10 protein-coding genes and 1 riboswitch are annotated in these 13,853 nt (G+C 72.5%); of the genes, 6 read left to right on the top strand and 4 right to left on the bottom strand.

All coding sequences use genetic code 11. From position 1 onward, the window contains the following. The first annotated feature begins 5 nt into the window (after positions 1–5). From ACZ49J_RS07385 to ACZ49J_RS07365, 5 genes are all read left to right on the top strand, one after another. The gene (locus ACZ49J_RS07385) at positions 6–521 is read left to right on the top strand and encodes a MarR family winged helix-turn-helix transcriptional regulator (RefSeq protein WP_467446533.1); all 516 of its coding nucleotides are present in this window, start codon (positions 6–8) and stop codon (positions 519–521) included. Between the two features lie 175 nt (positions 522–696). Next, complete coding sequence (locus ACZ49J_RS07380; protein WP_467446532.1) at positions 697–1,338, top strand: GTP cyclohydrolase II; 642 nt, start codon at positions 697–699, stop codon at positions 1,336–1,338. A gap of 141 nt (positions 1,339–1,479) precedes the next feature. Then, positions 1,480–2,568 (top strand): PP2C family protein-serine/threonine phosphatase, encoded by a 1,089-nt coding sequence (locus ACZ49J_RS07375; protein WP_467446530.1) that lies wholly within the window; start codon positions 1,480–1,482, stop codon positions 2,566–2,568. A gap of 261 nt (positions 2,569–2,829) precedes the next feature. Next, positions 2,830–2,986, top strand: a riboswitch (cyclic di-AMP (ydaO/yuaA leader). A 12-nt stretch (positions 2,987–2,998) separates the two neighbouring features. After that, on the top strand, positions 2,999–4,045 hold the full coding sequence (locus ACZ49J_RS07370) for a M23 family metallopeptidase (protein WP_467446529.1): 1,047 nt from the start codon (positions 2,999–3,001) through the stop codon (positions 4,043–4,045). A gap of 185 nt (positions 4,046–4,230) precedes the next feature. Next, complete coding sequence (locus ACZ49J_RS07365) at positions 4,231–5,181, top strand: aldo/keto reductase (RefSeq protein ID WP_467446528.1); 951 nt, start codon at positions 4,231–4,233, stop codon at positions 5,179–5,181. Positions 5,182–5,226: 45 nt separating this feature from the next. On the opposite strand, the gene ACZ49J_RS07360 is transcribed toward ACZ49J_RS07365, so the two are convergent. From ACZ49J_RS07360 to ACZ49J_RS07345, 4 genes are all read right to left on the bottom strand, one after another. Next, a complete protein-coding gene (locus ACZ49J_RS07360) occupies positions 5,227–6,621 on the bottom strand; it encodes a PrsW family intramembrane metalloprotease (RefSeq protein WP_467446527.1) in 1,395 nt (464 codons plus the stop codon). A gap of 97 nt (positions 6,622–6,718) precedes the next feature. Then, complete coding sequence (gene trmB, locus ACZ49J_RS07355; protein ID WP_467446526.1) at positions 6,719–7,633, bottom strand: tRNA (guanosine(46)-N7)-methyltransferase TrmB; 915 nt, start codon at positions 7,631–7,633, stop codon at positions 6,719–6,721. A 368-nt stretch (positions 7,634–8,001) separates the two neighbouring features. After that, positions 8,002–9,225: an L-2-hydroxyglutarate oxidase gene (lhgO, locus tag ACZ49J_RS07350; RefSeq protein WP_467446525.1), complete on the bottom strand. Its 1,224-nt coding sequence runs from the start codon at positions 9,223–9,225 to the stop codon at positions 8,002–8,004. Between the two features lie 200 nt (positions 9,226–9,425). After that, positions 9,426–10,850, bottom strand: a complete 1,425-nt coding sequence (locus ACZ49J_RS07345) for an MFS transporter (protein ID WP_467446524.1) — start codon at positions 10,848–10,850, stop codon at positions 9,426–9,428. A gap of 856 nt (positions 10,851–11,706) precedes the next feature. Between ACZ49J_RS07345 and ACZ49J_RS07340 the strand changes: the two genes are divergently transcribed. Beyond that, a complete protein-coding gene (locus ACZ49J_RS07340; protein ID WP_467446523.1) occupies positions 11,707–13,806 on the top strand; it encodes an asparagine synthase-related protein in 2,100 nt (699 codons plus the stop codon). Positions 13,807–13,853 lie beyond the last annotated feature (47 nt).

Genomic DNA, 13,853 nt, shown 5'->3' with positions numbered 1-13,853 from the left:
TCCGTATGACGACCCGCTGGCTCACCCCCGAGGAACAGCGTGCCTGGCGCGCGTACATCGCCGCCTCGCTGCTCCTTGAGGACGCGCTCGACCGGCAGCTCCAGCAGGAGGCCGGCATGCCGCACCTGTACTACTCCGTGCTGGCCGCTCTCTCCGAGGCGCCGGAGCGCCGTCTGCGGATGACCGACCTCGCCGAGTCCCTGAAGATCACGCGCAGCCGGCTGACGTACGCCGTGGCGCGGCTGGAGAAGGACGGGACGGTGCGGCGGGAGGACTGCGCGTTCGACAAGCGGGGCAGTGTGGCGGTACTCACGGACGAGGGGATGGCTCTGCTGGAGCGTACGGCACCGGGGCACGTCGAGATGGTCCGCAGGGCGGTCTTCGACCACCTCGGACCCGAGCAGGTCGAGCAGCTGGAGCGCATCTGTACGGGCATCACGCAGGCGCTGCAGGGCGGCGGTGCCGAGGCGGTGACCCCCGACGACCTCCCGTGGCGCCGCCGGTCCTGTTCCTCGGGGTAGCCCGCCGGGTCCCTTGAGGGCCCACCTCTCCCGCCCTCCCCGGGGATGTGACATCCCTGGCCGGACTTGATTGAACTTTGAAGCAGGGTTAGAGTCCCTCTGAGCGACGTGCTTCAAAACTGAAGCACACCGGCCGACCCCGCACTGACACCCGCACCTGGACCGGAGGCCCCGCATGACCGACCAGCCCACCGCCACCACCCGCTCCCGCGTCCGGGTCCCGCTGCGCTTCCACGACGGCTACGGCGTCGACGCCGACCTGGTCACCTTCCACGGCCTGACCGACGGTCAGGAGCACGTGGCCGTCGTCCTCGGCGAGCCCGCGCCCGGCACCACGCCGCTGGTCCGTCTGCACTCCGAGTGCCTGACCGGCGACGTCTTCGGCTCGGCCCGCTGCGACTGCGGCCCGCAGCTGCGCGAGGCGGTGGAGCAGATCGCCGACCGCGGTGGCGTCCTCCTCTACCTCCGCCAGGAGGGGCGGGGCATCGGCCTCTACAACAAGCTCGACGCGTACGCCCTGCAGGACCAGGGCCTCGACACCTACGCCGCCAACGCCGCCCTCGGCCTCCCCGAGGACGCCCGCGACTACACCGCCGCCGCGCAGATGCTCGGGGCCCTCGGCATCGACAGCCTGGACCTGCTCTCCAACAACCCCGACAAGGCGCAGCAACTGCGCGACCTCGGGGTCAAGGTCCGCACCCGCGTCCCCACGGGCGTCTTCACCACCGCCCACAACGTCCGTTACCTGCGGGCGAAGGTCCTCCAGACCCAGCACACGCTGCCGCTGGCGGACCTGGCGGAACTCTCCGTGGGCTGACCGCCCGGCTCCGCGGCCCGGGGCTCACCGCCCGACCCGCCCGGTGCCCGCCCGCTCGCCTGCCTCCCGGCCCTCGGGAAGTATGGACGGGTGGGGCAGCGAGGAGACCGCGGGCAGGGACACGGTGGGCCGGCGGGGCCGATGCCGCCCCGCGGGGAGGCCACCCGGATCTCGTACGCGCGGGCCTTCGTCCGCGCGCTGCCAGCGCTGCTCGTCGTCGCCGGGGTGCTCTTCGACTACTTCACGCCCCGGGCCTACACCGCGGTGCCCTTCTTCACCGCCGCTCCGCTCGTCGCCGCGCCCCTCGCCTCGCTGGGCGGCACGGTCGCCACGGGGGTCGCCGCGTTCCTGGCGGTGCTCCTGGTCCACGTCCGGTTGTACGGCCTGGACGTCGACGCCGTCACCGAGATCGCCACCGTGGCCACGGTCGCCGTCCTGGCCGTCGTCATCAACCGGCTCGTCCGGCGCACGGGCGCCCGGCTCGCCTCAGCGCGCGAGATCGCCGAGGCGGCGCAGCGGGCCGTACTGCCGGAGCCCGCGGAGCGGATCGGGGGCTTCGACATCGCCGCCCAGTACGAGGCGGCCCGGGCCGACGCCTTCATCGGGGGCGACCTGTACGCCGTGCAGGACTCGCCGCACGGCATACGGCTCGTGGTCGGGGACGTGCGCGGCAAGGGCCTGGAGGCGGTGGGTGCCGTGGCCGTCGTCATCGGGGCCTTCCGGGAGGCCGCCGAGCAGGAGACGACCCTGGAGGCGGTGGCACAGCGGCTGGAGCGGGCGCTCGCCCGGGAGACGGCACGGCGGCAGGGGATCGAGTCGGAGGAACGGTTCGCCACAGCCGTCCTCGCGGAGCTCCCGCACGGTGACGGCGTCGTACGGATCGTCAACCGCGGCCACCCCCCGCCGCTGCTCCTGCACGCGGACGGCTCCCTGCGGGTGCTCGACGCCGGGCAGCCCGCGCTGCCGCTCGGCATGGGCGAGCTGGACAGCCGGCCGGACCGCGCCGAGGAGGCCGCCTTCCCCGGCGGGGCCGTGCTGCTGCTCTACACGGACGGGCTGTCCGAGGCCCGCGACGAGCGCGGTGCCTTCTACGACCCGGCCGAGCGGCTGTCCGGGCGGACCTTCTCCGGCCCGCGCGCCATGCTGGGCGTGCTCGCGGACGAGGTGCGGCGGCACACCGGCGGAGGCACCACGGACGACATGGCGCTCCTCGCGGTCCGGCGTCCGTGAGCGGTGATCGTTCACGACTTCCTCATAACCGTCGTCACCGAGTGTGTCCGAACAACGTCTCTCCGCATAACAACTGACGCACCGTCAGAACAATTGTGACTCCTGAGACAGGGGTAACTCGCCCGATTTACGACCCCCTTGACCCGAAAGTCCAGCGCACAAGCCTGAGTGATTACCCGGAACCGCTTGGAATACGGCCCGTGCGTCTATTAACGTTCGATAACGCAGCGCGGTCGTCCCAGCCGTCACAAGAGGCGGCTCCGTGCGCACGCGCCGAATCCCGCAAGGGAACCGGGGAACCACCACCCTGGGGTGAATCGCGCGGAAGCCGCCGTGGAAGCACGGCTGGTTTACGCGCGTAGGAGACCTTCCTGCTCCGAACCCGTCAGCTAACCCGGTAGGCGAGAAGGAAGGAAAGGAGTACGCCCACGTGGCGTCCAACCGGTCTGCGACCGAAACCCCGACCGTGCCGGGCCAACACGGCGACAGCGACACCTTCGGGTACGGCGGCTACAACAGCCAGGAAGAGGGCCCCTGGCAGGAGTGGAATCCCACTGCGGAATCCATTCGCCCCGTTCGCGGCCGGCACCGGGTCGCCAAGAAGAGCGGCCTCGCTCGCGGCGGTCTCGCCCGCAGCTCCACCGTCCTGGGCGTCGGCGTCATAGCCGCCGTCGGCGCGGGCGGCATGGCCACCGCGCAGACCGGCAAGCCGCCGGTGTCCATCTCGATGCCCGACATGCCGAACGTCGGCTCGGTCTTCGACTCCGAGGACGAGCCCGAGGGCTCCGCCACCCCCCTCAGCAACGCGGGCCTGACCGCCGCCGACACCGAGGAGGGCGCCGACGACGCCGGAGAGGCGCTGCGCGCCCGCATCATGCAGCAGGCCGAGTCGCAGCGGGAGGCGTTCGACAGGGCCGCCGCCGAGGCCGCCGAGGAGGCCGAGGCGAAGAAGGCCGCCGCAGTCGCCGCCAAGGAGCGCGAGGAGGCCGAGGCCAAGGCCGCCGCCGAGAAGAAGGCGGCGGAGGAGGAGGCCAGGAAGAAGGCCGAGGCCGAGCGCCTCGCCGAGCTCGCCAAGCAGTTCACGCTGCCGACGTCCTCGTACACCATCACCTCCACCTTCGGTCAGTCCGGCGCGTACTGGTCCTCCGGCCAGCACACCGGCCTCGACTTCGCCGCCCCCACGGGCACGCTGATCAAGGCGGTGGGCAGCGGCACGATCACCGAAGCCGGGTGGGACGGGTCCTACGGCTACAAGACGGTGCTCACGCTCAACGACGGCACCGAGGTCTGGTTCGCCCACCAGTCCTCCATCAGCGTCAGCGTCGGCCAGAAGGTCGCGACCGGCGACGTCATCGGCCGTGTCGGCGCCACCGGCAACGTCACGGGTGCCCACCTCCACATGGAGGTACACCCCGGCGGCAGCAGCTCCGGCATCGACCCGATGGCGTGGCTGCAGAGCAAGGGGCTGAACCCCTGAGGTTCCTCCCGGGGCCCTTCCGCGGTCCCCGGGGTCCCCTGAGGCCCCCGGGGTCTCCTGAGGCCCCCTGAGAGCTCTCCTCCTGAGATCTTCCGGGAGCAGGTGAGGTGATCTTCTCCCGGATTTACGAACCCTTGGCCGGACGCGTGGAATTGGCGCGTCCGGCAAGGGCGTTGATGGAGAGCATGACTTCTCTTCGCAAGCTCGGCTCCTCCGGCCTCGAGGTCTTCCCGCTGTCCCTCGGCGGCAACGTCTTCGGCTGGACCGCCGACGAGGCCCAGTCCTTCGCCGTGCTCGACGCCTACACGGCCGCGGGCGGCAACTTCATCGACACCGCCGACTCCTACTCGGCCTGGGCCGAGGGCAACCAGGGCGGCGAGTCCGAGACCATCATCGGCAAGTGGGTCAAGGCACGCGGCAACCGCTCCGACGTCGTGATCGCCACCAAGGTCAGCCAGCACCCCGACTACCAGGGCCTCACGGCCGCCAACATCAAGGCCGCCGCCGACGCCTCCCTGCGCCGCCTGGACACCGACTACATCGACCTCTACTACACCCACTTCGACAAGCCCGAGGTCCCGGTCGAGGAGATCATCACCGCGCTGGACGAACTGGTGAAGGCGGGCAAGGTCCGCGCGATCGCCGCCTCCAACATCTCCCCCGAGCGCCTCCAGGCATCCCTCGACTTCTCCGACCGCGAGGGCTTCGCCCGGTACGTGGCGCTCCAGCCGCACTACAACCTGGTCTCCCGCTCCAGCTACGAGGGCGCCCTGCAGAACGTCGCCTCCCGCGAGGGCCTGGCCGCCGTCCCGTACTTCTCGCTCGCCATGGGCTTCCTCACCGGCAAGTACCGTCCCGGCACGACCGTGGACAGCCCCCGCGCCCAGGGCGCCGGGGCCTACCTGGAGAAGGAGCAGGGCGTACGGGTCCTCGCGGCGCTGGACGAGATCGCCGGGGCCCACGGCGCCGAACCCGCCACGGTGGCCCTCGCCTGGCTCGCGGCCCAGCCGACCGTCGCCGCGCCGATCGCCTCCGCGCGGACGCCGGAGCAGCTGCCGGCCCTGGTGGCGGTGGGCGAGCTGACCCTCACGGAGGAGGAGCTGACGAAGCTGACGGAGGCGTCGCAGGGGAGCTGACGCCGGCCGGCGGTGCCGTCCTTCCCAGGTCCTGACTACGCCGGACTACGTCTGGTAGGGGTTGTAGGAGGGATGCGGCTTGTAGGAGGGATACGGCGCCGCCGGACCCGGACCGTACCCGTACGCCGGGGCGTATCCGTACCCGTAGGCCTGGCCCTGGCCGTGCCCGCCCCCGCTCCCGTGTCCGTACCCGTACACAGGCATCGGCGCCGTCGCCTGTGCCGCGTAAGCCAGCGAGGGGCGGGCGATCTCCCGGCGGTGCCACAGCTCGAAGAGCAACTCCCGCTCCCGTACGACGAAGTCGGCGCCCGCCCGGCCCCGGCGCCCCCGGTGCCGCAGGAAGGCGAGCGAGGTCGCGTACGCCTCGTACTCGGCGACCGCACGCGCCGCCTCCCGCCCGAACCGGTGCCCGGCGTACTCGCGCGCCAACCGCCGCGCCTTCATGTTCCCGAGGACGTACGGCTCGGGCGGTGTCAGCCAGCCGGCGGCCGCGTACGCGGGCAACTCGTCCCGCACGGTCCGCAGTTCCCGCTGGCGCGTCCAGATGGCCAGCCAGGTCAGCAGCCCGAACGCGGGCACCATGAACACCGCGTAGACCGCGAAGAAGCCGAACTCCCCGAACGTCGACGAGCCGTTCCACAGGGCGTGCATGCCCATCGCGAGGACCAGCCCGGCAAGGGGGAGGAGCACGCGGCGCACGTGATGCCGGTCCGCGGTGAGCGCCGCGATCCCGAAGCCGATGCCCGTGAGCACGGTGAACAGCGGATGCGCGAAGGGCGACATGATCACGCGGACGAAGAACGTCGCGGCCGTGACGGACGCGAGTCCGCTGTCGCCGCTGAGCTGGTCTGTCCCGAAGGCCGTGCCGAGATAGAGGATGTTCTCGGTGAACGCGAACCCGGTCGCGGTGACCCCGGCGATCACCACCCCGTCCACGAGCCCGGTGAAGTCCCGTCTGCGGAACAGGAAGATCAGCAGGACCGCGGCCGCCTTGGCGGTCTCCTCGACGACGGGCGCTATGACGGTCGCGCCGAGGGTGTCCGCGCTGGACGGATCGGCGGTGGCGGTCGCTATCCACTTCGTCGCGAAACTGTTCGCGACGATGGCTATCAGCGCCGCGGCGCACGCGCCCCAGGCGAACGAGAAGACCAGGTTGCGCCAGGGGCCGGGCTCGACCCGGTCCAGCCAGCGGAACACGGCGATGAGCAACGGCACGGGGAGCACCGCCAGCCCCAGCCCGACCAGGAACCCCTCCGTACCGGTCTGCTCGCGGACCAGGGCGAGGATGACCAGGCCGGAGAGGGCCAGCAGGGTGATGAGCGCCCCGTACCGCACCCACTTCCGCTGCCACCAGTGCGCGGGGCGCCGCACCCCGCCGACGGGTCCGCCGGGCCCGGCGGGTCCGCCGGGGTGCGTCGGGTACGGGGGAAAGGTGGCCACGGCATCGACCTTACGAGGGAGAGGCGCTCCCCGCGATGGTGCCGCGTGAGGTGCAGAGGGTGCTGTGTGGGGCCTCGCGGGCGTTCGGCGGGACTGGTCAGGCGCCGGTGGGGGGTTCTGGCTGGTCGGGACTGACTGGGTGGTCTGGCTGTCCTCCGCGCTGCTCCTCGGCCTTCTGGGAGGCCTCCTGGGACGGTACGTCCCAGTGCTGTACGCGTCGGAAGAGCAGGTCGTTCACCCCATGACCCTTGTCCAGTCCCTGGCCCTCGAAACGGGTCAGCGGCCGGAAGCTGGGACGTGGCGCGAAACCGCCGTCGGCCTGGGTGTTCTCGAAGCCGGGGTGCGCGGTGAGCACCTCGAGCATCCACTCGGCGTACGGCTCCCAGTCGGTCGCGCAGTGCAGGACGGCACCCGGCTTGAGGCGGGACGCGGCGAGGGTGAGGAACTCCGGCTGGATCAGCCGCCGCTTGTGGTGCCGCTTCTTCGGCCACGGGTCGGGGAAGTAGACGCGCAGCCCGTCGAGGGAGTCCGGGGCGAGCATCTCGCGCAACAGGATGATGGCGTCACCGTTGCCCACCCGGATGTTGGACAGCCCGTTCCGGTCGGCGAGATTGAGCAGGTTGCCCTGCCCCGGTGTGTGCACGTCCACGGCGAGGATGTTGGTCCCGGGGTCCGCCGCCGCCATCTGCGCGGTGGCCTCGCCCATGCCGAACCCGATCTCCAGCACGACGGGGCCGGAGCTCCCGAACAGCTCGGCGAGGTCGATCACCCGCTGTCCGTCGATGTCCAGCCCCCACTTGGGCCACAGCCGCTGCAGCGCGTCCGCCTGCCCCGCCGTCACCCGGCTGCGGCGCGGCTGGAAACTCCGGATCCGCCGCTCGAAGTGCGACCCGGCGGGATCGGCCTTCGGCCCGTCGGGGAACCTGGGCTCCCCCTTGGCCCGGGTATGCCGGAGAGACACGTTGGGGGTCAGGGGCTGCGGGGCTTCGGGGGTGGGGGTGGAATCAGACACAGTGGGGTCGATTTTACTGGCAGCCGACGGCCGTGCCCGATGGGTGTTTCGCCCCCGCCGCCCCTACCCGTCCCATCCCCAGGGGCTCCGCCCCTTCAACCCCCTTCGGGTGCCGGCCCCCGAACCCCCGCTCCTCAAACGCCGGAGGGGCTGATTCTGCCCGGCCGGGGCCGGTTTTCAGGGGCGCGGGGACTGCCGGTTTTTCAGGGCGCGAAGAACTGCGCGGTTCTCAGGGGCGCGGCGAACTGCGCGACCAGCCCCCCACCCGCCCGCACCCGACCACCCACCCCAGACACCCCCCACCGCGGGGGCATGGGGGCGCAGCCCCCAGGGATGGGACGGGTAGGGGCGGCGGGGGCGAGAAAAACTCAGCCCCCAGCCAGCGCGCCCAACGCCCTCCGCGCGACCTCCCGCCCGATCGGCAGCGAAGCGGTGGCCGCGGGCGACGGCGCGTTCAGCACATGCACGGTCCGCGCGCCCTCCCGTATCAGAAAGTCGTCCACCAGCGTCCCGTCCCGCAGCACGGCCTGCGCCCGCACGCCCGCCGCCGCAGGCACAAGATCGTCCTCCGACACTCCCGGCAACAACCGCCGCACCGCCAGCGTGAACGCCCCCTTGGACACCGACCGCCGCAGCTCCCCCGCCCCGTACCGCCAGTGCCGCCGGGCGATCCGCCAGGAGCCGGGCCAGGCGAGCGTGGCCCCCAGCTCCCGGGGCCGCACGACACCCCACCCGTATCCCTCCCGAGCCAGCGCCGGCACCGCGTTCGGCCCGATGTGCACGCCGCCGTCGATTCCCCGGGTCAGATGCACACCGAGGAACGGGAAGGCCGGATCGGGCACCGGATACACCAGCCCGTTCACCAGCTCGGGGCGCGCCAGCGTGTAGTACTCACCCCGGAACGGCACGATCCGCATCCCGGGCTCGTCCCCGGCGAGCCGGGCGATCTCGTCGCAGTGCAGCCCGGCACAGTTGACGAGCACGCGCGCGCGGACGACCTCACCGTCGGCCAGCTTCACGGCGACCCCCAGCGCGGCCCGCCGGTCGATCCGGACGACCTCGGCCCCGTACCGGATCTCCGCCCCCGACGCCTCGGCGAGCTGCCGCGCCACACCGACGAAGTCACAGATCCCGGTGGTCCCGACATGGATGGCGGCGAGACCCCGCACCTCCGGTTCGTACTCCGCTATCTGGGCGGGGCCCAGCTCACGGACCGGGATCCCGTTCTCCCGCCCCCTCTGGACGAGCGCGTGCAGCCGGGGCAGCTCGCTCCGGTCCGTCGCGACGATCAGCTTGCCGGTGACGGCGTGGTCGATGCCGTACTCGGCGCAGAACTTGACCATCTCGGCGGCACCCCGCACCGCGTACCGCGCCTTCAGGGAGCCCGGGCGGTAGTAGATCCCGCTGTGGATGACCCCGCTGTTCCGCCCGGTCTGGTGCCGTGCCGGGCCCTGCTCCTTCTCCAGCACCGTGACCCGCGTACCCGGCGCGGCCCGCGTGATCGCGTACGCCGTCGACAGGCCGACGATCCCGCCACCGATCACCAGCACGTCACAGTCGTACGAGATCCCGTACGCACCCCGCTGCCCCACGTCACTCCACCTCCCGCCTCCGATAGTGCACTGCGCCACTGACAATGCGCTTAAACGCGGGGACGGCGTGGTGGGGCCGCAAGCCCCATAAGGGGCGCGGGCTGTATCGATATGCGGCTCCGCCGCGTGGGCGCGACCAGCCACGACAACCCCGCAGTCCCAAACCGAACAGCAGCCCGGCAGACGCGAAGGAACCCAGCTCAGGCCGGGGCCATGAGCAGGGGCCGAGCCCTCTCCCGCAACTCCACCACCCGCGGCTCGTCCCCGTACGGCTCCAGCCGGTGCAGCAGATCCTTCACGTACTCGGTGGTCCGCGCCGACGAGATGCGCCCGGCGACCTCCACCGCCCGCACCCCCTGCTCGCACGCCGCGTCCAGGTTCCCCGACTCCAGTTCGGCGACCGCGGAGACGACGAGACGCAGACCGTGCGACCGCACGAACTCCTCCGTCGGCTTCGACAGCGCCTGCTCGGTGAAGCGGCGCACCTCGCGGGGCGCCTTGAGGTCGCGGTAGCACTCCGCCGCGTCGGCGGCGAAACGGTCGTAGGAGTAGAAGCCGAGCCACGAGGGGTCGTTGTCGCCGTCACGGGCCCGCTCCAGCCAGCCCTCGGCCGCCTTCAGGGCCGCGCCGGCCGCGGGGGCGTCACCAGCGCGCGCGTGGGCACGCGCTTCGACGAGCCGGAAGAAGCTCATGGTGCGGGCGGTCGCCAGTCCCCGGTTGCGCTCCAGGGCGGCCTGGGCGAGGTCCACGCCCTCGTCGCCGAAGCCGCGGTAGGTGGCCTGCAGCGACATCGACGCCAGGACGTAGCCCCCGAGGGGCACGTCGGCGGCCGCGCGCGCGAGCCGTAAGGCCTGGATGTAGTAGCGCTGGGCGGCCTCCTGCTGACCCGTGTCGAAAGCCATCCAGCCCGCGAGGCGGGTGAGCTCCGCGGAGGCCCCGAACAGGGCCCGGCCGACCTCGTCCGAGTACGAGCCGAGCAGCAGCGGCGCCGCCTCGACCCGCAGGCACTCGGGCACCATGGACGAACGCCAGTCGCCGCCTCCGTACTTGGAGTCCCAGCGCCTGGCGTCCTCCGCGGCCTCGCGGAGCTTCTGCACATCGCTGTGGCCGACTTTCAGTGGTGCTCCCGAGCCCTCCGAGGGGCCCGCGTCGCGTGCCACCGAACTGTCGGCCGGGGTTATCAGCCACCGTGAGGCGGGCGTGGCGTACGCGCTCACCGCGAACGATCCGGCGAGTGACTGCCAGATGCCGCCCGAGCCGGCCCGGCGCCCGGCGAGGTCCAGCCGGTACAGCTCCGTCGCCGACTTCACGGCCTGACCGACGTCCCTGGGGAAGGCGAGGCCCACTTCGGGCGCGGGATCCGCGTCCGCCAGGCCGATCTCGTGGAGCGGCACCGGGCGGCCGAGCTTCTGGCCGATGGCGGCCGCGATGAGGTGCGGCGCGGCACCCTGCGGCACCATGCCCTTCGACACCCAGCGCGCCACCGAGGTCTTGTCGTAGCGAAGAGTCAGTCCCCGCTGGGCGCCAAGATCGTTGACGCGCCGCGCGAGTCCCGCATTGCTGATTCCCGCGAGGGCGAGAACGGCGCCGAGTTTTTCGTTCGGCCCGCGTTGCTCCCTGGACATGCGCCACCCCTCGACACAGACGGCTGCCGCGGCGGCATAGGCACGCGGCATTCGTAAACCCAGCGTAGTTCGCCGCATCCCAAGCGTTAAGGGGCGAAAATCCGGATGGCGGGATTGTGGTCCGTACGAGAGTACGCACTGTTGCCGCGTGCTCCCGCTGTGTGGCCGTGCGCCCGTCCGTGCGCTCTTCTCCGGCCATGAGGGGAGCGCTTCGATGGGCCGTGCGTGGGTCGGCCCGCTGTACTGGATCCAGTGGGCTGGGGGACACCGCCGCCTACATCCCCGCGGGCGGCGGACGGTCCGGGAGGCGAACGCCGTCTCCCGGACTGCGCGTTGACTGTGCGTTGCGCAGAGCCTGTACGGAGCGTGTTGACCGCTCCGCCACCCGTGCCCGATTTGGCCGAAAATCGACGGTGCCTCACACGGGGAATTACCGCCCCGACCACGTCTCTTGAGGGCGCGTCGGTAGTTTTTGGGGAGCGTTTCGGGGCGCATTCACGTCGCAGACATGTGCGCACTGGTTTCCGGATTTCCGGACCGAGGGGCAGTGATCTCCTTTCTTCGGTCGCGCGTTCGGCGCGATGCGAACCGCGCCGAACCGGCACTGATTCTCCGCGGACCAGGCATGGACCAGGCATCGGCCCGGCATGGACCGGGCGCGGACGGGGCATGGAGGAAAGACGGATAGGCGCGCACATCTTCGCGGAAGCGCATTCCCGGCTCGCGTGGGGAGTGCTCCGGGGCGCATCGCGAGATGCGCAAGCCTTCGCACAGCCCCCTCGGCACGCTCGCTTCGTGGCAGCATGGTGACCGGTTCGTGCGGTGCACTGGTTGTCCACAGCCTGTGGAGGCGGCGATGCGGTGGTTGGTGGGATGGAGCAGTACCGCCGCTGCGGCACCCCTGATCGGCTCCGCGGGCGCCACCGGACTCGACGGCGAGACCGTGCACCCCGTGGGCTCCCAACTCCTGTGGGGCGACCCCGATCCGCTGTGGGCGGTCGGTGACTGGCGCCCCGACGAGGTCCGCGTCGTGCAGGCCGACGCGCAGACCCGGATCGCGGTCCTCGGCACGTGCGGCGCGAGCGACGAGGAGCTGAAGGTCGGCCTGTTCGCCGCGCGCGGAGGGGCACTTCGCCATCTGACCGCCTGGTCCGGCAGCTACACGGCCATCGTCCAGGTCGGCCGCCGGGTGACCGTGTGCGGGGACCTCGCGGGCGCCCGCCCGGTGTTCTACACCCCCTGGTCGGGCGGCACGGCGTACGCGACCGCCGCGCTCCCGCTGGCCGACCTCATCGAGGCCAACCTGGACTTCGGGCACCTGGCCGCGCTGCTCGCCGCCCCGGATGTCCCCGCCGCCCTGCACGACTCGACCCCGTACGACGGCGTGCGCCGCATTCCGCCGGGGCACGCGCTCATCCTGCGCGCGGGGGCGCGTGAGATCGCCGGATACGAGCCCGTCGCCTCCCTCGCCGTGGCCGCGCCGTCCGCCGACCCGGCGAGCGCGGTGGACGCCGTCCGGGACGCCCTCGTGGAGGCCGTACGCACCCGCCTGGCCGCCCCCAGACACGTACCCGGAGCGGACATCGACCCCGGCCCCGTCCCCGGCATGGGCCCGGCGGAGCGGCGCGCGGCCCGCGGGATGCCGGTACCGGGCATCGGAGCCGACCTCTCCGGCGGCCCGGCCTCCGGAACCCTCGCCCTGCTCGCGGCGGGCCTCCCGGGCGCTCCCGGAACGGTCCTGGGCCACGGCACGGGCGCCGGCGAACGCCTCCTGGCCGTCACCTTCAACGACCTCGCCGTACCGGGCCGTGAGGCCGAGCTGGAACGAGCGGGCACCCTGGCGTCCAACCCCCGTCTGCACCACGTGGTGGTGACGGGCGGCGAGGAGGTCCTCCCCTACGCGGACCTGGACGGCCCTCTCACCGACGAACCGGGCCCGTCCCTGATCACGGCTGCCCGGCACCGCGCACGGCTGGCCTCCGGCAGCGCGGACCACTTCACGGGCTACGGCGCGCGCCAGGTGCTGGACGCCCACCCCGCCCGCCTGGCGGACCTCCTGATGGACCGCAAGCGGCGCCACCTGGTCCGCCCGGTCGCGGCGCTGGCGAGGGCGGACGGCTCCGTCATGGTCCCCGCGCGCGTGTACGCGGCGGCACGCAAGCTGGCCCGCACGCAGTACCGCGCGGGCGTGGACGCCCTCGCCGACCGCCTCCTCCACAAGCGCTTCGAGGAGCCGGGCGGTGCGGTCGGTGCCTCCCTCGCCGCGCTCACCTGGGCGAGACCCGGCCCCGCCGCCCGCTGGCTGACGGGTGAGGCACTGGCAGAAGTATCGATTCGCCTCCAGGCCGCCACGGGCCGCCCGATCGTCAGCCCCGGCCAGCGCCCGGGTGACTTCCGCGCGCGTGCGGCCCTCGCCCGCCACGCGGCCGACCTCCGCGTCCTGGAACAGGCCGCCGAGATCCGCTTCCAGCGCCTGCACGCGCCCTTCCTGGACAACCAGGTCGTACGGGCCTGCCGCGTCCTGCCGGAGGCACTGCGGGTCCAGCCGGGCGCCCGCGCGGCCATCCTCCGTACGGTCCTGGAGGGCGCCGGCGTCGCCGACCTCCCGCCCGGCTGGGGCGCCCCGTCCCACGCGACCTCCGCCGCCGCGGCCCGCACCGGACTCCGCGTGGCGGCCGACTCCCTCGTGGCCCTCTTCGACACCCCGCTGCTCGCCCAGGCGGGTCTGGTCGAGGCCCGCGTGGTCCGCAAGGCCCTCCGCGCGGCGGCCGACGGCGAACCCCTGCCCCTGGACGGCCTCGCCGACCTCGTCTCCCTGGAACTCTGGCTCCGCCGCCTCCTGGCCCGCCGAGGCACCTGCTGGACAGGCACCCCCGCCCGCCAACGCGCGGTCCCGGCCGGCATCACCCCCCAACGAGGAGCCCTCGGAGCCGGAGCGACAGTTCCCCGCGCCTGACGCCACGACATCCGCTCCCGGCGCCACGCGGCCCGTCCCGCGGGTGA

The sequence above is a fragment of the Streptomyces sp. NPDC030840 genome, assembly GCF_055572015.1.
The sequence above is the reverse complement of the archived record's forward strand: the minus strand, read 5'-3'. Positions and strand labels throughout refer to the sequence as shown.

Coding starts and splice junctions, on each gene's coding strand:
- ACZ49J_RS07345 (WP_467446524.1), bottom strand. CDS start 10,850: ATGTCCAGGGAGCAACGCGGGCCGAACGAAAAACTCGGCGCCGTTCTC.
- ACZ49J_RS07380 (WP_467446532.1), top strand. CDS start 697: ATGACCGACCAGCCCACCGCCACCACCCGCTCCCGCGTCCGGGTCCCG.
- ACZ49J_RS07375 (WP_467446530.1), top strand. CDS start 1,480: ATGCCGCCCCGCGGGGAGGCCACCCGGATCTCGTACGCGCGGGCCTTC.
- ACZ49J_RS07340 (WP_467446523.1), top strand. CDS start 11,707: ATGCGGTGGTTGGTGGGATGGAGCAGTACCGCCGCTGCGGCACCCCTG.
- ACZ49J_RS07365 (WP_467446528.1), top strand. CDS start 4,231: ATGACTTCTCTTCGCAAGCTCGGCTCCTCCGGCCTCGAGGTCTTCCCG.
- ACZ49J_RS07385 (WP_467446533.1), top strand. CDS start 6: ATGACGACCCGCTGGCTCACCCCCGAGGAACAGCGTGCCTGGCGCGCG.